This is a genomic window from Enterobacter asburiae (assembly GCF_008080435.1).
Taxonomy (GTDB): domain Bacteria; phylum Pseudomonadota; class Gammaproteobacteria; order Enterobacterales; family Enterobacteriaceae; genus Enterobacter; species Enterobacter asburiae_C.
In genome coordinates this window covers 161,613-183,055 of sequence record NZ_VRKN01000002.1, presented here as the reverse complement: position 1 = coordinate 183,055, position 21,443 = coordinate 161,613, and the positions used below count along the sequence as shown (strand labels likewise).

Below are 21,443 nucleotides of genomic sequence, written 5' to 3'. Positions count from 1 at the left end.
ACAGGGAGAGGGAGAAAACACTAAAAACGGTAACCCAGGTTACCGTTTTGCTTTTATTCCGGCAGCGTCCAGTCTCCATCGTTGAGCGGGCGCTGCATAATCACCGTATCCCGCCAGTCGCCTTTCTTATACCCCACGCTGCGCAGCTGACCGACAATCTCGAAGCCGTGCTTTTTATGCAGCCGCAGCGAGCCTGAATTATTGTTGCCATCTCCCACAACGGCAATCATCTGCCGCCACGGGCCTTGTTCGCAGCGGGCGATCAGCGCGTCCATTAACGCCGAGCCAAAACCGCGCCCGGTGATGCTGGCATCCACGTAAATCGACTCTTCCAGGGTATAGCGGTAGGCGTGTCGCGGACGGTAAGGCGTGGCGTAGCAGTAGCCCACCACGATGCCGCGATACAGCGCGATAAGCCACGGTAAACCGCTCTCAGCAACGCTTTTCATACGATGACGCATTTCGTCGACAGTCGGGGGGACTTCTTCAAATGACGCGCGCCCGTGAAGCACATGCCAGGCATAGATGGCGGCGATGGCATGCACATCATCGGGAAGGGCATCGCGCACTTCCAGTTCGGTCTCGGATAAAACATCAACAGCCGACATGATGTGCCTGCTCCTCGTGATAGAAAGCCGGAGAAACGTTACTCCGGCGACAGAGAGTTACTCTATTACGATTAAGGCGCGCTAAACAATCTCTCAAATTTGGCTGTAAGAATTAATCAGACGCTTGCGTTATGCGCTGCTCCGCGTCTGCGCTCTCTTTCCAGTATTTCTTCCGCGTTGTTTTACCAATGCCGGGATTCATGCTGTTTGTAGGGTCATTCTCGCGATAAAACTGCTTAAGTGCGTCAGGGGCTTTATAAAGATGTCCGACGTTATGTTCCGCAGGATATTGTGCGCCGCGTTCGCGCAGCAGGGCGAGCATCTGCTCCTTCAGTTCGTGTGCATCGACCCCTTTTTTGACGATGTAATCCTGATGGAAGACATAACACATAAAGTGGCCGTAATAGAGCTTGTGCACCAGCTTGCTGTCGATTTCCGGCGGGAGGTGCTCAAACCACTCGGTGTCGTTACGTCGCAGGGCGATATCCAGCGCCAGAATATCTTCCACCTCTTCGGAATGCACCGCCTGATAACGGATGGCGGCTCCTGCGGCGGCAAAACGGTGCAGGAAGGCTTTGCTGCCCTCTTCAGGCGTACAGGCAAAGAAATCCCCTTCGGCGGTTTTGAAGAATTCGGTCAGCCAGGTCTGCGCTTCGGCAATCCCGTCTCCGGCCATTTTCAGCAGCAGGTGGTGTTCGTACTTATCGCGCCAGGTTTTCATCCTCTCCGGTAAATGCGCCGGGAAAACGTTGCCCAGCTTCTGCATAAAGCGGTCGGTGAAGTGGGGTTTGAACAGCGGCACTTTCTCCAGCATCGCATCGGTGCGACCCTTCATGGTGAAGAAGAACGGCATTTTGTCGGTGCCGAGCCTGTCGATCATCAGGAACGTATCTTTGCCGTAACGCTCGGCGATGTCGTAAATGTCCCGGTGCATGTACTCGCCAGCTACCGGCAGGTGGGTGAATTCGCCCAGAATATGACGGCGGATCTCCGTCAGGACCTCAGGCTGATTGGTACCGATGTAAAACACCTGCTGCTTTTTCTCTGCCGGGAAGGTATCCAGACGCACGGCAAAAACGGCCAGCTTCCCGGCGCAGCCGGAGGATTCGAACAGGCGGTCCGGGTCGGCGTTGTAGCGCGCCGGCGTATCGGCATCGATATCCCGCACGCGGGTCACGTAGTCATGATCGTGCGCATGACGGTCATCGTGCTGCACGTCTTCGTCCTTTACGCGATCGTCGTCCAGCTTGCTGAGGATCTGTTCTGGCGTCACGCCGAGATCGATTCCCAGATGGTTGACCAGCGTCAGCTTGCCGTTTTCGTCAATACGGGCAAACAGCGACATCTCGGTGTAGGCCGGGCCGCGCTGCACCAGCGAGCCGCCGGAGTTGTTGCAGATCCCACCGACCACTGAGGCGCCTATACAGGAGGAACCAATCACCGAGTGCGGCTCACGACCCAGCGGCTTAAGCGCTTTTTCCAGGGAGTAGAGCGTCGTGCCGGGGAACGCGAGCACCTGCTCGCCTTTATCCAGCAGGTGAAGCTTGTCGAGGCGCAGGGTGCTGATAATCACGATGTCGCGATCGTAATCGTTGCCGTTCGGCGTGGAGCCTTCGGTCAGGCCGGTATTGGCGGCCTGCATTAAAATAATCTTGTCGGCGGTGACGCACGCGCTCAACACGCGCCACAGCTCCAGCAGCGTGCCGGGGAAGACCACCGCCAGCGCGTCGCCCTGACCGGAGCGGAAACCCTTACGGTAGCGGGCGGTTTTGGCCGGGTCGGTAAGCAGGTGAGAGGAGCCAACCAGGCGCGACAGTTCGTTAATAAAAGTCGTGTTATCGTCAGTTCGAACAGAAGACATCTTCCACTCCTTGTGGTGGGGCAAATTTCTCGCTGTAAAGCATAGCGCGATTAACTGTTAAGCGGTCGAGTATTCACGAGAAAAATCAGAGAATAACCCTGCAACGTCCTGAGGGTTTGTGGCACACTGCGCTTTTCGCACGGTATGGCCGAGATCGTCCGGCGGTTATTGATGAGAGAGTAAAACGACATGAAATGGCTATGTTCTGTAGGTGTCGCCGTCAGCCTGGCACTGCAACCTGCGCTGGCAGAGGATTTGTTTGGCAATCACCCGCTCACGCCTGAAGCACGGGACGCGTTTGTCACGGAATTGCTCAAGAAAATGACGGTTGATGAGAAAATCGGCCAGCTGCGTCTTATCAGCGTCGGCCCGGATAACCCGAAAGAGGCCATCCGTGAGATGATCAAAGACGGGCAGGTAGGGGCCATCTTTAATACCGTCACCCGCGAGGATATCCGCAAAATGCAGGATCAGGTGATGGGTCTCAGCCGCCTGAAAATTCCGCTGTTCTTCGCCTATGACGTGGTGCACGGCCAGCGTACCGTCTTCCCCATCAGCCTCGGCTTAGCCTCCTCCTTTAACCTCGATGCGGTGAAAACCGTCGGGCGCGTGTCGGCCTATGAAGCGGCGGACGATGGCCTGAACATGACCTGGGCGCCAATGGTGGACGTCTCGCGCGATCCGCGCTGGGGCCGCGGCTCGGAAGGCTTTGGTGAAGATACGTATTTAACCTCCACGATGGGGAAAACCATGGTGGAAGCGATGCAGGGCAAAAGCCCGGCTGACCGCTACTCGGTGATGACCAGCGTCAAACACTTCGCGGCCTATGGCGCAGTGGAGGGCGGTAAAGAGTACAACACCGTCGACATGAGCCCGCAGCGTCTGTTCAACGACTACATGCCGCCGTACAAGGCAGGGCTGGACGCGGGCAGCGGCGCGGTGATGGTGGCGCTAAACTCGCTGAACGGCACGCCTGCGACCTCTGACGCCTGGCTGCTGAAAGACGTGCTGCGCGATCAGTGGGGCTTTAAGGGCATCACCGTTTCTGATCACGGCGCGATTAAAGAGCTGATCAAACACGGTACGGCGTCCGACCCGGAAGACGCGGTGCGCGTGGCGCTCAAGTCCGGCATCAACATGAGCATGAGCGATGAGTATTACAGCAAATACCTGCCGGGGCTGGTGAAGAGCGGCAAGGTCACGATGGCGGAGCTGGACGATGCCGCGCGCCACGTGCTGAACGTGAAATACGACATGGGGCTGTTCAACGATCCTTACAGCCATCTGGGCCCGAAAGATTCTGACCCGGCAGATACCAATGCCGAAAGCCGTCTGCACCGCAAAGAAGCGCGTGAAGTGGCGCGTGAAAGCCTGGTACTGCTGAAAAACCGCCTCGACACGCTGCCGCTGAAAAAATCCGGCACCATTGCCGTGGTGGGCCCGCTGGCCGACAGCAAGCGCGACGTGATGGGCAGCTGGTCTGCCGCAGGCGTGGCTGACCAGTCCGTGACCGTGCTGACCGGGATTAAGAGTGCCGTGGGTGATAACGCGAAAGTGGTGTACGCCAAAGGGGCGAACGTCACCAACGATAAAGACATCGTCACCTTCCTTAACCAGTACGAGGAAGCGGTGAAGGTCGATCCGCGCACGCCGAAGGAGATGATCGACGAGGCGGTGAATACCGCGAAACAGTCTGACGTGGTGGTCGCGGTCGTGGGAGAAGCGCAGGGGATGGCGCACGAGGCCTCCAGCCGTACCGATATCACGATTCCGCAGAGCCAGCGCGATCTGATCGCCGCTCTGAAAGCCACCGGCAAACCGCTGGTGCTGGTGCTGATGAACGGTCGTCCGCTGGCGCTGGTGAAAGAGGACCAGCAGGCTGATGCCATTCTGGAAACCTGGTTCGCCGGTACCGAAGGTGGTAATGCTATCGCCGACGTGCTGTTTGGTGATTACAACCCGTCGGGCAAGCTGCCGATGTCCTTCCCGCGCTCCGTCGGGCAGATCCCGGTCTACTACAGCCACCTGAACACCGGTCGTCCGTACAACGCCGACAAGCCGAACAAGTACACGTCTCGTTACTTCGACGAAGCTAACGGCCCGCTGTATCCGTTTGGTTACGGCCTGAGCTACACCACCTTCAAGGTTTCTGACGTGAAAATGTCGGCGCCGAGCCTGAAGCGTGACGGTAAGGTCACCGCCAGCGTTGAGGTGACCAACACCGGCAAGCGCGAAGGGGCAACGGTGATTCAGATGTACGTTCAGGATGTCACCGCGTCGATGAGCCGTCCTGTTAAACAGCTGCGCGGCTTCGAGAAGGTCAATCTGAAACCTGGCGAAACCCAAACCATCAGCTTCCCGATTGACGTGGATGCGCTGAAGTTCTGGAACCAGCAGATGAAATATGATGCGGAACCTGGCAAGTTTAACGTCTTTATCGGCGTGGACTCCGCCCGCGTGAATCAAGGCGAGTTCGAGCTGCTGTAACCTTCCCTCCTTTGCATCCCCCGTCCTGCGGGGGATGCGTCTTACCTTATGCTAAAAAGGCATTTTGACGGTTAATTCGGCCGTTTTAAGCTACGCTTTTCTCTCAAGCCTCTGAAAAAGGCAGCAAAATAAATGAGGATAGTGGAATGACGATTGCAAAGGGGATGTTGGGATCTGCGGTGCTGCTGGCGGTTCTGAGTCTGCCGCTTCAGGCGGCGGAGCCGGTAAAAGTGGGCTCGAAGATCGATACCGAAGGCGCGCTGCTCGGCAATATTATTTTGCAGGTGCTGGAAAGCCATGGCGTGAAAACCGTCAATAAAGTCCAGCTCGGCACCACGCCCGTCGTGCGCGGCGCGATCACCTCCGGCGAGCTGGATATCTATCCGGAATACACCGGCAACGGCGCGTTCTTCTTCAAACAAGAAAACGATCCGGCATGGAAAAACGCCAGCGCCGGATATGAGAAAGTCAAAAAACTCGACGCGGAACAGAACAAACTGGTCTGGCTGACGCCAGCCCCGGCCAACAACACCTGGACTATCGCGGTGCGCAAGGACGTGGCGGAGAAAGGTAAGCTGACTACTCTGGCGGATCTCAGCCGCTATCTGAAAGAGAAGGGCGACTTTAAGCTTGCAGCGTCTGCGGAGTTTATCGAGCGTCCTGACGCGCTGCCCGCGTTTGAAAAAGCCTACGGTTTCAAACTCGATCAGGCGCAACTGCTCTCTCTGGCGGGCGGGGATACCGCGGTGACCATCAAAGCGGCGGCGCAGCAAACCTCTGGCGTTAACGCGGCAATGGCCTACGGCACCGACGGCCCGGTGGCGGCGCTCGGCCTGCAAACCCTGACCGATCCTAAAGGCGTACAGCCGATTTACGCTCCGACCCCGGTCGTGCGTGAGGCGGTGCTGAAAGCCTATCCGGAGATTGCCGACTGGCTCAAACCGGTCTTCGAGAAACTGGATGAAAAAACGCTGCAACAGCTGAATGCCAGCATTGCCGTCGAGGGGCTGGATGCCAAAAAAGTGGCCGCCGACTTCCTGAAACAACAAGGGCTTGTGAAGTAACGGGAAAGGGCTGTGCCAATAAAATGTCATAACCGCGTACTGCTGCTGTTGGCCTGCGTGGCCATCGCGGCAGTCGCGCTGCCGTTTGTGAATGTCGCCCCTAATCGCCTGATGTCAGGGGAAGGGCGCGCGCTCTGGGACATCTGGTCGTTCACGCCGTGGTGGCTGGCGGCGGCGCTGGGCGCGTGGGTTGCGCTATCGCTCTGGCAAGGGCGTACGGCGCAGTGGCTGACGCTGCTCCTCGCTGAAGGGCTGTTTATCATCCTGTTCTGGGGGGCCGGGCTGGCGGCGACGCATATGGCGTCGGCGGAAAGTCCGCTGGCGAGAACCGCGGTGGGCAGCGGCCTCTGGCTGTGGCTGGCGCTGTGTCTGCTGGCCAGCAGCGATGCCATTCGTCGACTCATCTCCAGCGCCGTCTGGCGCTGGGTGCTCAACGCGCAGATCTGGTGTATTCCATTGTTCCTGCTGTTCAGTGGGGAACTGAACAATCTCTCGCTGCTAAAAGAGTACGCCAACCGTCAGGAGGTGTTTGATGATGCCCTGGCGCAACACCTGACGATCCTCTTCGGCACGCTCTTTCCGGCGCTCCTGCTCGGGATACCCCTGGGCATGTGGTGCTATCGCCATCCTTCACGCCAGGGCGGAGTCTTTGCCGTACTCAACGTTATCCAGACCATTCCTTCCGTTGCGCTGTTTGGCCTGCTGATTGCCCCGCTGGCCGGGCTGGTGAAGTCATTTCCGGTGCTGGGAACGCTCGGAATAGCTGGAACGGGGTTAACGCCCGCGCTTATCGCGCTGGTGCTGTATGCGCTGTTGCCGCTGGTGCGTGGCGTGGTCGCGGGCCTGGGTCAGGTTGCGCCGGATGTGCTGGAAAGCGCCCATGCGATGGGCATGAGCACGCGGCAGTGTTTCTGGAAGATTCAGCTCCCGCTGGCGCTGCCCCTGCTGCTGCGCAGCCTGCGGGTGGTGGCGGTACAAACCGTCGGCATGGCGGTGATTGCGGCGCTGATTGGGGCGGGCGGCTTTGGCGCGCTGGTGTTCCAGGGGCTGCTGAGCAGTGCTCTCGATCTGGTGTTACTGGGCGTGGTGCCCACGATTGCGCTGGCGGTCGTTGTCGACGCGCTGTTTGCCTTATGGCTCGCGCTGCTCAGGAGAAGAGCCAATGATTGAATTTCATGATGTCAGTAAAACCTTTGCCGGTCGCCCGGCGGCGAGCCATCTGAACCTGAACTTTGCCGAGGGCGCGTTTTCCGTGCTGATTGGCACCTCGGGCTCGGGAAAATCCACCACGCTGAAGATGATCAACCGGCTGGTTGAGCATGACAGCGGGTTGATTCGCTTTGCCGGAGAAGAGATTCGCAGCCTGCCGGTGCTGGAGCTGCGCCGTCGGATGGGCTATGCCATTCAGTCTATCGGCCTGTTTCCCCACTGGACGGTGGCGCAGAACATCGCCACCGTGCTGCAGCTGGAGAAATGGTCGCGAGCTAAAATCGCTGACCGGGTGGATGAACTGATGTCTCTGCTGGGGTTAGAGCCCGCGTTGCGCGACCGCTATCCTCATCAGTTATCCGGAGGCCAGCAGCAGCGCGTGGGCGTGGCGCGCGCGCTGGCGGCCAACCCCCAGGTGCTGCTGATGGATGAACCCTTCGGCGCGCTGGATCCGGTCACGCGCGGGGCACTGCAGGCGGAGATGACCCGCATTCACCGCATTCTCGGACGCACGATCGTTCTCGTGACGCACGATATTGATGAAGCTCTGCGCCTGGCCGACCATCTGGTGCTGATGGATCATGGCGAAGTGGTGCAGCAGGGCTCGCCGCTTGAACTATTAACATGGCCGAAGAGCGACTTTGTGCGCGAGTTTTTTGGCCGCAGCGAGCTGGGCGTGAGGCTGCTCTCCCTGCGCACGGTCGGCGACTATATGCGTCGGGAGGAGGTACCGGTGAGCGGCGAACCGCTGCAGGCACAGATGAGCCTGCGGGATGCCCTTTCCGCGTTTGTCGCGCGCCAGTGCGAGGTATTGCCCGTTTCGGATGACCGTGGGACGCCGTGCGGAACCTTACATTTTCGCGATCTGCTGGCCGGGGAGGTGATGCGTGAAGGCACTGCGTGATCCGCTCCTCTGGCTGGTAGCGCTCTTTGTCGCCTTACTGCTTCTGATGCCTCACAGCGCGGCGCTGTTTAGCACCCTTTTTCCCGGGTTGCCGCGGCCGGTCTATCAGCAGGAGAGCTTTATTAATCTTGCCCTGGCGCATCTCTGGCTGGTGGCGCTCTCAAGCGCCATCGCGGTTGTGCTGGGCACAGGCGCAGGCATCGCGGTCACGCGGACTGCGGGCAAGGAGTTTCGTCCGCTGGTGGAGACGATAGCGGCCATTGGTCAGACGTTTCCCCCGGTGGCGGTGCTGGCGATAGCGGTTCCGGTGATGGGCTTTGGTCAGCAGCCCGCCATTATCGCGCTGATTTTATACGGCGTATTGCCGGTGCTGCAGGGCACGCTGGCGGGCCTCGCGGCGGTACCGGCGTCGGTGCTGAGCGTGGCTGAAGGAATGGGGATGAGTCGCGGCCAGCGGCTGCGTAAGGTTGAACTACCGCTTGCGGCACCGGTTATCATTGCCGGGATCCGTACATCGGTGATCGTTAACATCGGGACGGCGACCATTGCGTCTACGGTCGGTGCCAATACGCTGGGAACGCCGATTATTATCGGCCTGAGCGGATTTAATACGGCTTATATTGTGCAGGGGGCTGTGCTGGTCGCGCTGGCGGCAATCGTCGTCGATCGCCTTTTTGAGCGGCTGGCGCTGTACCTCAGCCGACACCGCCACGAACAATAAACGAGTATCCTGCCAGCATCACGCCGCCGATACCGCTCACGGCCATCAGGACAAAAAGGGTAATAATGGCCAGTTTGGTTGCCTTCATCATGTGCTCCTGTTGTTAACGGAACAATTATACGGTGAAGCGCAGCTGTTAATGAACCATTAAATGCCGTTATGGCTCATCCGGGCCAAGGGAATAAACCGGGTAACCATTCTCTCGCCACTCCGTCAGCAGCTGTTGTTGCGTGGCGGAGGGCACTTCGCCACACCAGACCAGCAGGGTCTGCCCGTCGAAAAACTCAGGTCTGAGCTGCGCCAGCGAGTGCACAAGGACATCCACGCGCCAGCCCTTCTGGGTGGCAATCCACGCTTCCAGCCACAGGCGGGTGGTATCGTGCACGTTCCAGCCGACCACCAGCGCATCTTTTCCGGCTTTGTTCTTCGCCGAGGCAAGGCAGACGGCAATGTAGTTGATCAGCACCCCGTCGAGCATGCTGAGCAGCGCCTGCAGGGTGGACTGCTGGCACTGCAGACGTCGACGGAGCGGAATGAAAAGATGGTTGATCAGCGTCTGTGCCGGATAATCGCGGCCTTGCTCTTTTATCCATGCGCGCACGCGCTGAAGATTGCCCGCCTGCAGGAGTCGCAGCAGGGTTTCCTGTTGTTCGCGCCAGAGGTGTTGCGTGTCCGGGTCGTCGTGGCTCAGCAGGGACTTCACTTTGCCGACCTGCACCCCGTTGTCGATCCAGCTTTTAATTTCGCGGATGCGGTCGATATCGGCCTCATTGAAAAGGCGATGCCCACCGTCGGTCCTCTGCGGTTTGAGTAATCCATACCGTCGCTGCCACGCCCGTAGGGTAACGGGATTGATATCACAAAGGAGTGCCACTTCGCCTATTGTGTAAAGCGCCATATTCGCCCCCTGGCTTACGCGTCCCCAGCTTAACTGTAGACTCACTTTGGCGAACCAGGAAGGATTGATTGATTTTTGAACAAATAATGCGAAGCATGCGCGATATTCAGAAAAAGGTGTGATAACGGACACGATTTTGCGCTTTTTTGGGATGCTTCAAAGAAAGCAAACCCGCATCAGTGTATGTTACGCGTTTTTAGCGTGTGCGGTTTTGAGTATGTACGAGTTTAATCTGGTGCTGCTGTTGCTTCAGCAGATGTGCGTGTTCCTTGTTATTGCCTGGCTGATGAGCAAAACGCGCCTGTTTATCCCGCTGATGCAGGTCACCGTACGTCTGCCGCATAAGCTGCTCTGCTACGTCACCTTCTCTATTTTCTGCATCATGGGGACCTATTTCGGTCTCCATATCGAAGACTCTATTGCCAATACGCGCGCTATCGGTGCGGTGATGGGCGGGCTGCTGGGTGGTCCCGTCGTCGGTGGCCTTGTCGGTTTAACCGGGGGGCTGCATCGCTATTCCATGGGCGGGATGACGGCGCTCAGCTGTATGATCTCCACGATCGTGGAAGGGCTGCTCGGCGGGCTGGTGCACAGCTATATGATCAAACGCGGCCGCCCGGATAAAGTCTTTAGCCCGCTCACCGCCGGTGCCATTACCTTTGTGGCTGAAATGGCGCAGATGGCGATCATTCTGCTCATTGCCCGTCCGTTTGAAGATGCGCTGCACCTGGTCAGCAGTATTGCCGCTCCGATGATGGTAACCAACACCGTGGGTGCGGCACTGTTTATGCGTATTCTTCTCGACAAGCGCGCCATGTTTGAGAAATACACCTCGGCCTTTTCCGCCACGGCGCTGAAGGTCGCCGCTTCGACCGAAGGGATCCTGCGCCAGGGGTTTAACGAAGAGAACAGCATGAAGGTCGCGCAGGTGCTTTACAAGGAGCTGGACATCGGTGCGGTGGCCATAACCGACCGCGAGCGGCTGCTGGCCTTTACCGGTACCGGGGACGATCACCATTTACCGGGTAAACCGATCTCCTCCGCCTATACGCTGCGCGCCATTGAAACCGGTGAGGTGGTGTATGCCGACGGTAACGAAGTGCCTTACCGCTGTTCGCTGCATCCGCAGTGCAAGCTGGGCTCCACGCTGGTGATTCCGCTGCGCGGGGAAAATCAGCGGGTGATGGGGACCATCAAACTGTATGAGGCAAAAAACCGTCTGTTCAGCTCCATCAACCGCACGCTGGGGGAGGGGATTGCCCAGCTGCTTTCCGCGCAGATCCTGGCCGGGCAGTATGAACGGCAGAAAGCCCTGCTGACGCAGTCCGAGATTAAGCTGCTGCATGCCCAGGTCAACCCGCATTTCCTGTTTAATGCCCTCAACACGCTCAAAGCGGTGATCCGCCGTGACAGCGATCAGGCCGCACAGCTGGTGCAGTTTCTGTCGACCTTTTTCCGCAAGAACCTGAAACGGCCGTCTGAGATCGTGACCCTCGCCGATGAGATTGAGCACGTGAATGCCTATCTGCAGATTGAGCAGGCGCGTTTCCAGTCGCGCCTGCAGGTGTCGCTCTCCGTTCCGGATGAGCTGGCGTATCAGCATCTCCCGGCCTTTACCCTGCAGCCTATTGTCGAAAACGCCATTAAACACGGCACGTCACAGCTTTTGGGGACAGGGGAGATAACCATTGCCGCCAGCCGTTTTAACCACCATCTGGTGCTGGATATTGAAGATAATGCCGGGCTTTACCAGCCTTCCGTCTCCGGCGGTTTAGGGATGAGCCTGGTGGATAAACGCCTGCGCGCGCATTTTGGCGACGACTGTGGCATTACCGTCGCCTGTGAGCCAGACCGATTTACCCGTATTACCGTACGACTGCCGCTGGAGGAAAACGCATGTTAAGAGTGCTGATTGTGGATGACGAGCCGCTGGCACGGGAAAACCTGCGCGTTCTGCTGCAGGAGCAGCCTGACATTGAGATTGTGGGGGAGTGCGCAAACGCCATTGAAGCCATCGGCGCGGTGCACAAACTGCGCCCGGACGTGCTGTTCCTGGATATTCAGATGCCCCGCATCAGCGGGCTGGAGATGGTCGGCATGCTCGACCCGGCGCATCGCCCCTACATCGTGTTTCTGACGGCGTTCGACGAGTACGCCGTTAAGGCCTTTGAGGAGCATGCGTTTGACTATTTACTCAAGCCGATTGAAGAGAAGCGTCTGGAAAAAACGCTCACCCGTTTACGCCAGGAGCGAACCGTACAGGATGTCACGCTGTTGCCGGAAAACCAGCAGCCGCTGAAGTTTATCCCGTGCACCGGACATAGCCGGATCTATCTTCTGCAGATGGATGATGTGGCATTTGTCAGCAGCCGCCTGAGCGGCGTATTCGTCACCAGCGCGGAAGGGAACGAAGGATTTACCGAGCTGACCCTGCGCACGCTGGAGAGCCGCACGCCGCTGATCCGCTGCCACCGCCAGTATCTGGTGAACATGGCGCACCTGAAGGAGATCCGCCTGGAAGATAACGGCCAGGCCGAGCTGGTGCTGCGTGCCGGGCAAACAGTACCCGTCAGCCGTCGCTATCTGAAGAGTTTGAAAGAGGCGATTGGCCTGTAAAACTGGTACACTGCGCGCCATTGCATCATCGACATTCGAAGGCTCTATGCTAAGTAACGACATTCTTCGTAGCCTGCGCTACACCCTGAAAGCGAACAACAACGACATGGTGCGCATTCTTGCGCTGTCTGACATGGAATCCACATCTGCAGGTTTCGACACCTGGATGACCAAAGAAGATGAAGAGGGCTTCGTTCGCTGCCCGGACATCATCCTGTCGGGTTTCCTGAACGGTCTGATTTACGACAAACGTGGCAAAGATGAGTCCGCGCCGGAGCTGGCGCTGGAGCGTCGTGTGAACAACAACACGGTGCTGAAAAAGCTGCGCATCGCGTTCTCGCTGAAAACGGACGATATTGTGGCGATCATGACGGAGCAAAAATACCGCGTGTCGGTGCCGGAAGTGACCGCCATGATGCGCGCGCCGGATCATAAAAACTACCGCGAGTGTGGCGACCAGTTTTTACGTAATTTCCTGCGCGGGCTGACCCACCGGGTGCATCACCCGAAGGCGTGATTTTTAGCCGGGTGGCGGCTTCGCCTTACCCGGCCTACAAAACCCGTAGGCCCGTGCAAGCGTAGCGCCGCCGGGCAAAAAAAAGCCGGAGATAATCTCCGGCTTTTTTGTTATTTGACCTGCTGACCCGGCTTCGCGCCTTCGTCAGGGCTTAACAGGAAGATATCTTTCCCGCCAGGGCCGGCGGCCATCACCATCCCCTCGGATATGCCGAAGCGCATTTTGCGCGGCGCCAGGTTCGCCACCATCACGGTCTGACGACCGATCAGCACCTGTGGGTCAGGATACGCAGAACGGATGCCGGAGAAGACGTTGCGCTTCTCGCCGCCCAGATCCAGCGTCAGGCGCAGCAGCTTGTCAGAGCCTTCCACAAACTCCGCGTTTTCGATCAGCGCCACGCGCAGGTCGACTTTGGCGAAATCATCAAAGGTGATAGTTTCCTGAATCGGATCGTCCGCCAGCGGGCCGGTCACCGGTGCCGCAGCGGCCTTCACTTCTTCTTTAGACGCTTCCACCAGGGCTTCAACCTGCTTCATCTCGATGCGGTTATACAGCGCCTTGAAGGTGTTCACCTTGTGGCCGAGCAGCGGCTGCGCCATTGCATCCCAGGTCAGTTCGGTGTTCAGGAACGCTTCAGCACGGGCTGCCAGCTGCGGCAGAACCGGCTTCAGGTAGGTCATCAGCACGCGGAACAGGTTGATGCCCATGGAGCAGATGGCCTGCAGATCGGCGTCGCGGCCTTCCTGTTTAGCGACCACCCACGGCGCCTGCTCGTCGACATAGCGGTTCGCCAGGTCCGCCAGGGCCATGATTTCACGCACCGCTTTACCGAATTCACGCGCTTCCCAGGCTTCGCCAATGGTGGCCGCCGCGTCGGTAAAGGTTTTGTACAGGGCAGGGTCAGCCAGTTCAGCCGCCATCACGCCGTCAAAACGTTTGGCGATAAAGCCCGCGTTACGGGAGGCCAGGTTCACCACCTTGTTGACGATATCCGCGTTCACGCGCTGCACGAAATCTTCCAGGTTCAGGTCGATATCGTCGATGCGGGAAGAGAGCTTCGCGGTGTAGTAGTAGCGCAGGCTGTCCGCGTCGAAGTGGTTCAGCCAGGTGCTGGCTTTGATGAACGTCCCGCGGGACTTGGACATCTTCGCACCGTTCACCGTCACGTAGCCGTGTACGAACAGGTTGGTTGGCTTACGGAAGTTGCTGCCTTCCAGCATCGCAGGCCAGAACAGGCTGTGGAAGTAAACGATGTCTTTGCCGATGAAGTGATACAGCTCGGCAGTGGAATCTTTCTTCCAGTATTCGTCGAAGCTGACGGTGTCGCCGCGCTTGTCGCACAGGTTCTTGAAGGAGCCCATGTAGCCGATTGGCGCGTCCAGCCAGACGTAGAAATATTTGCCCGGTGCGTTCGGGATTTCGAAACCAAAATACGGTGCATCGCGGGAGATATCCCACTGCTGCAGGCCGGATTCGAACCACTCCTGCATCTTGTTCGCCACCTGCTCCTGCAGCGCGCCGCTGCGGGTCCACGCCTGCAGCATTTCGCTGAAGGACGGCAGGTCGAAGAAGAAGTGCTCGGAATCACGCATCACAGGCGTGGCGCCGGATACCACGGACTTCGGCTCGATAAGCTCGGTCGGGCTGTAGGTTGCGCCGCACACTTCGCAGTTATCGCCGTACTGGTCCGGGGATTTACATTTCGGGCAGGTGCCTTTGACGAAACGGTCCGGCAAGAACATGCCTTTTTCCGGATCGTACAGCTGAGAGATGGTGCGGTTTTTAATGAAACCGTTCTCTTTCAGACGACCGTAGATCAGCTCCGACAGCTCGCGGTTTTCGTCGCTGTGCGTGGAGTGATAGTTGTCATAGCTGATGTCAAAGCCAGCAAAATCAGTCTGATGCTCCTGACTCATTTCGGCAATCATCTGCTCCGGGGAAATCCCCAGCTGCTGCGCTTTCAGCATGATCGGCGTGCCGTGGGCATCGTCCGCACAGATGAAATTAACCTCATGGCCGCGCATTCGCTGGTAACGGACCCAGACATCAGCCTGGATATGCTCCAGCATGTGGCCGAGGTGGATTGAGCCGTTGGCGTACGGCAGTGCGCACGTTACCAGAATTTTCTTCGCGACTTGAGTCATAGTAGGCATTACTTCTTTTAACTGTGAAAAGGGTTTTTGATATTACCAAAAGGGGCATTATTAAGTAAGCACAAACCACGGCCTTTCAGGTAAACTTGTTCATCTAAGGTCTTATTCACAAGAACAAAGGAGTCGGGATGAGTTCTCAATCCCAGGCCAAATCGCCGGAAGCCTTACGAGCAATGGTCGCCGGGACGCTGGCTAACTTTCAGCATCCAACCCTGAAGCATAATCTCACTACGCTGAAAGCGTTACACCACGTTGCCTGGCTGGACGATACCCTGCACATCGAGTTGCAGATGCCGTTCGTCTGGACCAGCGCCTTTGACGCGCTGAAAGAGCAGACCAGCTCTGAGCTGCTGCGCATTACCGGTGCGAAGGCGATTGACTGGAAGCTGAGCCACAGCATCGCCACGCTGAAGCGCGTGAAAAACCAGCCTGGCGTGAACGGCGTGAAAAACATTATTGCCGTCAGCTCGGGCAAGGGCGGGGTGGGGAAATCCTCTACTGCCGTAAACCTGGCGCTGGCGCTGGCGGCGGAAGGGGCAAAGGTCGGTATTCTGGATGCGGATATCTACGGTCCGTCTATTCCGAACATGCTGGGCGCGGAAAACCAGCGCCCAACTTCACCTGACGGGACCCATATGGCGCCAATCATGGCGCACGGTCTGGCGACCAACTCTATCGGTTACCTGGTGACTGACGATAACGCCATGGTCTGGCGCGGCCCGATGGCCAGCAAAGCGCTGCTGCAGATGCTGCAGGAGACGATGTGGCCGGATCTGGATTATCTGGTGCTGGACATGCCGCCGGGCACCGGTGACATCCAGCTAACGCTGGCGCAGAACATTCCGGTCACGGGGGCGGTCGTCGTGACTACGCCGCAGGATATCGCGCTGATCGACGCCAAAAAAGGCATCGTGATGTTCGAGAAGGTGGAAGTGCCGGTGCTCGGTATCGTCGAGAACATGAGCATGCACATCTGCAGCAACTGCGGTCACCACGAACCTATCTTCGGTACGGGTGGCGCAGAAAAACTGGCCGCGAAGTATCATACCCAACTGCTGGGACAGATGCCGCTGCACATTACCCTGCGTGAAGATCTGGACAGCGGAAAGCCGACGGTGGTCAGCCGTCCGGACAGCGAATTTGCAGAAATGTATCGCCAACTGGCGGGGCGCGTTGCGGCGCAGCTCTACTGGCAGGGCGAAATCATCCCAGGGGAAATCGCGTTCCGCGCGGTGTAATTCCTCTTCGCTTAGTGCCGGGTGGCGGCTTCGCCTTACCCGGCCTACAAATGGCACCATCACGTAGGTCGGGTAAGGCGAAGCCGCCACCCGACTTTAACCAAACCGATAGTGCATCAAATAATACTCTCCGTCCGGAGAATTACCCGTCGCCTCAATGTGCCAGCCGTGTCGCTGGTAAAACGCGATAGCCCGCGTATTCTTCACCAGACACTTAAGCGAACCCGTACTGGTAAACGTCTTTTGAACCTGCTCCAGAAGCAAATGTCCGACCCCGAGGCTTTGATACTGCGGGTCAACAAACAGGTTGTGCAGGAAATTATCGTTCGCCCAGACGGAGGCAAAACCCAGGCGATGACCGTTCTGAGCAGCAACCCAAATGACTTCGTCACGGGTTGCCGCGTCAAAGTCTTCAAGCTGCCAGTCTGAACTGTCCAGCCATGGCCAGGCTTCGCGCCGGGCGTGGAGGTAGAGCGTGCGCAGGAAAGGGCGGTCACTTTCCTGCCAGGGGCGGATCAGAATTGCGTTAGCGGTGATAGAAAATATCTCCATTGTAGGCTTTGTAGATCTTGCCATCAGCATCGCCAATCAGCACGTAGTTCTCACCCATATAGGTCCAGTGGGTTCCGGCATCCGGAGCCGGCAGGTTACGCAGCTGGTACTGTTTGATAGTGTACTCCGGCGTTTGATACTGCGCCGGCGCCGTGTCGCCAATCTTGAATTTCGTAAAATCAGCGATGAACTCTTGTTCTTCATAGGCCTTGATGCCAGATGGCGCAGCGGCCGTTTGCGGGGCTGCGAATGCGGATCCCGCCAGAGACAGTAATACACCCAGAAGCAGCAATTTACGCTTAGCCATTTTTTCTCCAGTGATATCGTTACAGATACTTTTCGTCTGCGGGTCGTGCAAAGCTGAGCAGACAGTCCATTTTAAGTATCAACGCAGGGGATGTTTGAAAAAAAATGTAACAAAAGTGGACGGTTTTGTGTAGTCGAATTGGGTGGTGATTATCATTATGGTGAATATCATTCTCGCTTTATATTTTGAATATTTATTATTTCATTAATCAATTCTGAAAATAACTTCCCACATCAAAATTGGACTGCTACACGAATGCTTTCCCACTGAAGAACATTTAATATTGTCTTCGATTTGAAGTGGGCTTATTTCCGTTTTTTTACAAGGCTGAGCATTGTCATTGTTTTTTTTGAGAACGGATTGGTTGCGCTTTATCATGCCGGAATTTTATCTTGCAGAAGAATAAATAATTAAATTTCATGATCTTATCATGAGTCTCTTTGCAAGCTTGACGACAAACGCAATGCTAAAAAGAAATATTTATATAAATGAAAAGTACAACTGCATTTTCGCTGTTATTTCTTACTGTTAGTCAATTGACAGGGTGTGTATTTTCCCCCGGCCAGAATTTGAGTGTGTCCGGGAAAAAAGTCATCACGGCGGAAGAGGTAAATTATCAGCTTGATAAGCGCGTGGAAATTTTCCCACTGACGCCGGGATTGATTGAAAAACTACGTCCCACCGTGTCGAAATCTCAGGCAAATCCTAATCTGGATGCAGATCAAAAACTGGGAATACCGTATTGGTACAGGTGACATTCTGACGGTCACCGTCTGGGATCACCCTGAATTAACGACGCCCGCGGGACAATATCGCAGTGCGAGCGATGCCGGCAACTGGGTCAACGCCGATGGTACGCTCTTTTATCCCTACGTCGGTAAACTGCGGGTGGTGGGAAAAACGGTTTCACAGGTACGTGAAGAGATTACAGCTCGGCTGGATAAGGTCATTGAGAGCCCGCAGGTGGACGTCAGCATTGCCGCCTTCCGTTCCCAAAAAGCCTATGTCACCGGAGAGGTCGAAAGATCGGGCCAACAGCCCATAACCAATATTCCGCTGACGGTGATGGATGCGGTCAACGCCGCTGGCGGTCTTTCTGCGGATGCCGACTGGCGTAACGTCGTGCTGACGCATGATGGCCTGGACTCCCGCCTTTCGCTCTATGCGCTGATGCAGCATGGCGATTTGACCCAAAATAAGCTGCTTTATCCAGGCGATATCCTGTTTATTCCCCGGAATGACGCGCTGAAAGTGTTCGTCATGGGCGAGGTGGTAAAGCAGAGCACACTTAAGATGGATCGTAGCGGCATGACGCTGGCCGAAGCCCTGGGGAATGCCGGGGGGCTTAACCAAAATATGGCCGATGCAACCGGCATTTTTGTTATTCGGCAGATAGCTAAAAAAGGCGACACGGACAAAATTGCCAATATCTATCAACTGAATGCAGAAGATGCATCAGCCATGGTGCTGGGTACGGAATTCCAGCTGGAACCGTATGACATTGTCTACGTCACCACAGCACCGCTATCACGCTGGAATCGCGTGATTACCCAGCTGGTACCTACCATCAGCGGCGTCCATGACCTGACCGAAACCGTTCGTTACATCAGATCCTGGCCGCAGTAATGTTCCAGTCAATCTTAGTGGTCTGCACCGGCAATATTTGCCGTTCACCGATTGGTGAGCGGCTGTTGCGTCAGCAATTACCCGGCAAGCAGGTGACCTCGGCAGGTATTTTAGGCCTTGAAGGACTCCCGGCGGATGCGGCTGCGCAGGCTGTGGCCCGTCGTCATGGTGTTTCGCTGGAGGGACATGTTGCCCGCAAGGTGACGCGCAGCCTGTTACAACAGTCCGATTTGATTCTGGTGATGGAGCCGGAACACCTCCGTTTCATTGCCACAATGGCCCCGGAGAACCGGGGAAAATCGCTGCTCTTTGGACAATGGCTGGAAACCAGGGACATTCCCGACCCGTATCGCAAAAGTCGTGAAGCCTATGAATATGTTTTCGAGCAATTGGGAAAAGCCAGTCAGGAATGGGCTCGTCGTTTGAGCCAACAAGGAATGAAGCAGTAATGTCGTCTTCTAAATCAGAAAAATATAGTGTTGCGACACCGCAGAATAATGAGATCGATCTTCTTCAGTTGCTTGCTGAGATGTTTGATCACCGGGTGATGATCGCATGTGTCACGCTCCTGCTCACGTTGTGTGCGGGGATCTACGCGTTCAGCACCACGCCAGTTTATCAGGCTGATGCCCTGGTACAGGTTGAAGCGAAGCAGAATAACTCGCTGCTCAAGAACCTGACCGCGTTCGGGTCAGATCTCTCACCCGATGTCGCGCCAGAACTTTTACTCCTTAAATCACGGATGATCCTGGGAGAGACCGTCGATCGGTTAGGGATGACGTACAACGTTAAGCGGCGCGTGTTGCCTGTCATCGGGTCTTTGTGGGAACAGGTGCAGGGACGTAAATCCGACAAAATAACGATTGGCGCGCTGACTATTCCTCTTCTGGAAGGTAAGCCACAAACGCTTTTACTCACCGTACAGGAGCAAGGGCAGTATCGTCTTGAAGGAAAAACGCTTGAGGCAAACGGCGTTGTGGGGAAAACGCTGGTTAAAGACGGAATATCGCTTCTGGTGACATCCCTCATCGCGGAACCAGGCACCCAGTTTACCCTCGAAACCGTCACAAGGCTTGACGCGATCAACGCCATTCAGAACAGGCTTACGGTTGTAGAGTCGGCAAAACAGAGCGGTATGATCGCATTAACGTTAACAGGTGAAGACCCCGGCAAGATCGCTACGGTGCTTAATACGATTGCTGAAAATTTTCTCAGTCAGAATATTGCGCGCCAGGAAGCGAAAGATTCCCGCAGCCTCACGTTCTTACAGGATCAACTCCCTAAGATCAGCCGGGAACTGGATGAAGCCGAAGCGCGACTGAATGCCTACAGAGAGCAGCGCGATTCTGTCGATTTATCTCTGGAGGCAAAGTCAGTCCTTGATCAGGTGGTTAACGTGGAAAATCAGCTTAACGAGCTGACGTTTCGCGAAGCAGAGGTTTCTCAGCTTTTCAAGAAGGATCATCCCACCTACCGTGCTTTACGGGAGAAAAAACAAACGCTTGAACGGGAGCGTGCGCGCCTGAATAACCGCGTCTCATCCATGCCTTCCACGCAGCAGGAAATATTACGCCTGAGTCGTGACGTTGAATCCGGGCGTACCATATACCTGCAGTTGCTGACGCGTCAGCAAGAGCTGAGTATCTCGCGCTCCAGCGCTATTGGGAACGTGCGGATTATTGACCCGGCCGTGACGCAGCCAGCCCCAATCAAACCGCGCAAAGCGCTCATTATCGTACTGGGTATGCTGATGGGGTTGATGCTCTCTGCCGGAACGGTTTTAGTGCGCTCAGCCTTTAAGCGGGGCATTACCTCGTCTGAACAACTGGAAGTGCAGGGGATACCGCTTCTGGCGACGCTCCCGCGCTCGGTGTAGCTCTGGAAAAAAACGCACCTGCGCAGGAGAAACCTGTTTGCTTCCCACTGGAAGCACAGGACGGCGAACATACCTTTTCTGCCCGTTGACCATCCGGCAGATATGTTTGTCGAGGCGGTGCGAGGACTGCGCACCAGTCTGCATTTTACTATGATGGATGCCACAAACCGGATCGTCGTGGTGTCTGGGCCCACGCAGGACTGTGGAAAGACGCTGGTCAGTACTTCACTGGCGTCGATTGCCGCTCAGGCTGGACAGCGAGTGCTGTTTATTGATGCAGATATGCGCAAGGGATATGTCCACAACGTTTTCAAACTGAGCAATCATCGGGGGTTATCCAGCGTACTCGGAGGAACCGTTGAGTGGCAGGAGGCGATTCAACGCGTCGAGAAAGGCGGCTTTGAAGTATTGACCTGCGGACCCCAACCTTCACATCCCGTTGAGTTGCTCATGAATGAACGCTTCCAGGCCGTGATGTCGCGGATAGACAAACTTTATGACCTCGTGATTGTCGACACTCCGCCTGTGCTTGCCGTGACGGATGCCTTGCTGATAGCCAGAGCAGCGGCTACCACGCTGCTGGTCGCCCGCTTTGGTAAAACCAGCGTCAAGGAGGTTGAGAACTGCCTGAAGCGTCTGCAGCAAATGGGTGTGCAGGTGAATGGCGCGATCCTCAATGATATCGTGAAATCGGCTGCGCTCTATTACAACTCGGGATATAGCCATTACGACTACGGCTATACCCAGGAGTAAACCTGGCGCGACACTTCTTTACAGCGTGATGGCGTATTGCCCGTTAAGATGAC

General features: G+C 56.5%; 17 protein-coding genes and 2 pseudogenes. 12 read left to right on the top strand and 7 right to left on the bottom strand.

What is annotated here, in order from left to right:
* Positions 1 to 53: 53 nt before the first annotated feature.
* Positions 54 to 608 carry a GNAT family N-acetyltransferase gene (locus FU672_RS03990; RefSeq protein ID WP_148242259.1) on the bottom strand — a complete coding sequence of 185 codons (555 nt, stop codon included), beginning with the start codon at positions 606 to 608 and terminating at the stop codon, positions 54 to 56.
* Positions 609 to 720: 112 nt separating this feature from the next.
* Positions 721 to 2,469 (bottom strand): D-lactate dehydrogenase, encoded by a 1,749-nt coding sequence (dld, locus tag FU672_RS03985; protein ID WP_148242258.1) that lies wholly within the window; start codon positions 2,467 to 2,469, stop codon positions 721 to 723.
* Between the two features lie 189 nt (positions 2,470 to 2,658).
* Between dld and bglX the strand changes: the two genes are divergently transcribed.
* The 5 genes from bglX to FU672_RS03960 all read left to right on the top strand — a co-directional run bounded on the left by bglX (position 2,659) and on the right by FU672_RS03960 (position 8,854).
* On the top strand, positions 2,659 to 4,956 hold the full coding sequence (gene bglX / locus FU672_RS03980; RefSeq protein WP_148242257.1) for a beta-glucosidase BglX: 2,298 nt from the start codon (positions 2,659 to 2,661) through the stop codon (positions 4,954 to 4,956).
* Positions 4,957 to 5,102: 146 nt separating this feature from the next.
* Positions 5,103 to 6,020, top strand: a complete 918-nt coding sequence (gene osmF, locus FU672_RS03975) for a glycine betaine ABC transporter substrate-binding protein OsmF (RefSeq protein ID WP_148242256.1) — start codon at positions 5,103 to 5,105, stop codon at positions 6,018 to 6,020.
* Between the two features lie 12 nt (positions 6,021 to 6,032).
* Complete coding sequence (locus FU672_RS03970) at positions 6,033 to 7,190, top strand: ABC transporter permease (RefSeq protein ID WP_148242255.1); 1,158 nt, start codon at positions 6,033 to 6,035, stop codon at positions 7,188 to 7,190.
* Positions 7,183 to 8,133, top strand: coding sequence for an ABC transporter ATP-binding protein (locus FU672_RS03965; protein WP_148242254.1), 951 nt, complete (start codon positions 7,183 to 7,185; stop codon positions 8,131 to 8,133). The genes FU672_RS03970 and FU672_RS03965 overlap by 8 nt, the downstream gene beginning before the upstream one ends.
* Positions 8,117 to 8,854, top strand: coding sequence for an ABC transporter permease (locus FU672_RS03960; protein WP_148242253.1), 738 nt, complete (start codon positions 8,117 to 8,119; stop codon positions 8,852 to 8,854). The genes FU672_RS03965 and FU672_RS03960 overlap by 17 nt, the downstream gene beginning before the upstream one ends.
* Here the strand turns inward: FU672_RS03960 and FU672_RS03955 are convergent.
* Both FU672_RS03955 and mlrA read right to left on the bottom strand, forming a co-directional pair.
* Complete coding sequence (locus FU672_RS03955) at positions 8,829 to 8,942, bottom strand: protein YohO (protein ID WP_008500895.1); 114 nt, start codon at positions 8,940 to 8,942, stop codon at positions 8,829 to 8,831. The two genes, FU672_RS03960 and FU672_RS03955, sit on opposite strands and share 26 nt — an antisense overlap.
* A gap of 69 nt (positions 8,943 to 9,011) precedes the next feature.
* Positions 9,012 to 9,752: an HTH-type transcriptional regulator MlrA gene (mlrA, locus tag FU672_RS03950; protein WP_148242495.1), complete on the bottom strand. Its 741-nt coding sequence runs from the start codon at positions 9,750 to 9,752 to the stop codon at positions 9,012 to 9,014.
* 217 nt (positions 9,753 to 9,969) lie between these two features.
* Here mlrA and FU672_RS03945 point away from each other — a divergent pair, with 217 nt between their 5' ends.
* The 3 genes from FU672_RS03945 to FU672_RS03935 are packed head-to-tail and all read left to right on the top strand — an operon-like array spanning position 9,970 to position 12,885.
* A complete protein-coding gene (locus FU672_RS03945; protein WP_148242252.1) occupies positions 9,970 to 11,655 on the top strand; it encodes a sensor histidine kinase in 1,686 nt (561 codons plus the stop codon).
* Positions 11,649 to 12,368: a two-component system response regulator BtsR gene (gene btsR, locus FU672_RS03940; protein WP_023312443.1), complete on the top strand. Its 720-nt coding sequence runs from the start codon at positions 11,649 to 11,651 to the stop codon at positions 12,366 to 12,368. Before FU672_RS03945 ends, btsR begins: the two co-directional genes overlap by 7 nt.
* A gap of 46 nt (positions 12,369 to 12,414) precedes the next feature.
* Positions 12,415 to 12,885 (top strand): YehS family protein, encoded by a 471-nt coding sequence (locus FU672_RS03935; RefSeq protein WP_014884542.1) that lies wholly within the window; start codon positions 12,415 to 12,417, stop codon positions 12,883 to 12,885.
* A 110-nt stretch (positions 12,886 to 12,995) separates the two neighbouring features.
* Here FU672_RS03935 and metG read toward each other — a convergent pair whose 3' ends face one another.
* Complete coding sequence (gene metG / locus FU672_RS03930) at positions 12,996 to 15,029, bottom strand: methionine--tRNA ligase (protein WP_148242251.1); 2,034 nt, start codon at positions 15,027 to 15,029, stop codon at positions 12,996 to 12,998.
* A 137-nt stretch (positions 15,030 to 15,166) separates the two neighbouring features.
* Here metG and apbC point away from each other — a divergent pair, with 137 nt between their 5' ends.
* Entirely contained in the window at positions 15,167 to 16,276 is a 1,110-nt protein-coding gene (gene apbC, locus FU672_RS03925) for an iron-sulfur cluster carrier protein ApbC (protein WP_029740176.1), read from the top strand.
* Positions 16,277 to 16,372: 96 nt separating this feature from the next.
* On the opposite strand, the gene FU672_RS03920 is transcribed toward apbC, so the two are convergent.
* Positions 16,373 to 16,828 carry a GNAT family N-acetyltransferase gene (locus FU672_RS03920; RefSeq protein WP_262349000.1) on the bottom strand — a complete coding sequence of 152 codons (456 nt, stop codon included), beginning with the start codon at positions 16,826 to 16,828 and terminating at the stop codon, positions 16,373 to 16,375.
* Positions 16,803 to 17,135, bottom strand: a complete 333-nt coding sequence (locus FU672_RS03915) for an RcnB family protein (RefSeq protein ID WP_023336316.1) — start codon at positions 17,133 to 17,135, stop codon at positions 16,803 to 16,805. Before FU672_RS03915 ends, FU672_RS03920 begins: the two co-directional genes overlap by 26 nt.
* A 488-nt stretch (positions 17,136 to 17,623) precedes the next feature.
* Between FU672_RS03915 and FU672_RS03910 the strand changes: the two are divergent.
* The 3 genes and pseudogenes from FU672_RS03910 (at position 17,624) to FU672_RS03900 (ending at position 21,390) form a co-directional block, all read left to right on the top strand.
* Positions 17,624 to 18,761: pseudogene (locus tag FU672_RS03910) on the top strand (polysaccharide export protein).
* A complete protein-coding gene (locus FU672_RS03905) occupies positions 18,761 to 19,210 on the top strand; it encodes an arsenate reductase/protein-tyrosine-phosphatase family protein (protein ID WP_148242249.1) in 450 nt (149 codons plus the stop codon). Before FU672_RS03910 ends, FU672_RS03905 begins: the two are co-directional and overlap by 1 nt.
* Positions 19,210 to 21,390 (top strand): annotated as a pseudogene (locus tag FU672_RS03900) (polysaccharide biosynthesis tyrosine autokinase). Before FU672_RS03905 ends, FU672_RS03900 begins: the two are co-directional and overlap by 1 nt.
* Positions 21,391 to 21,443 lie beyond the last annotated feature (53 nt).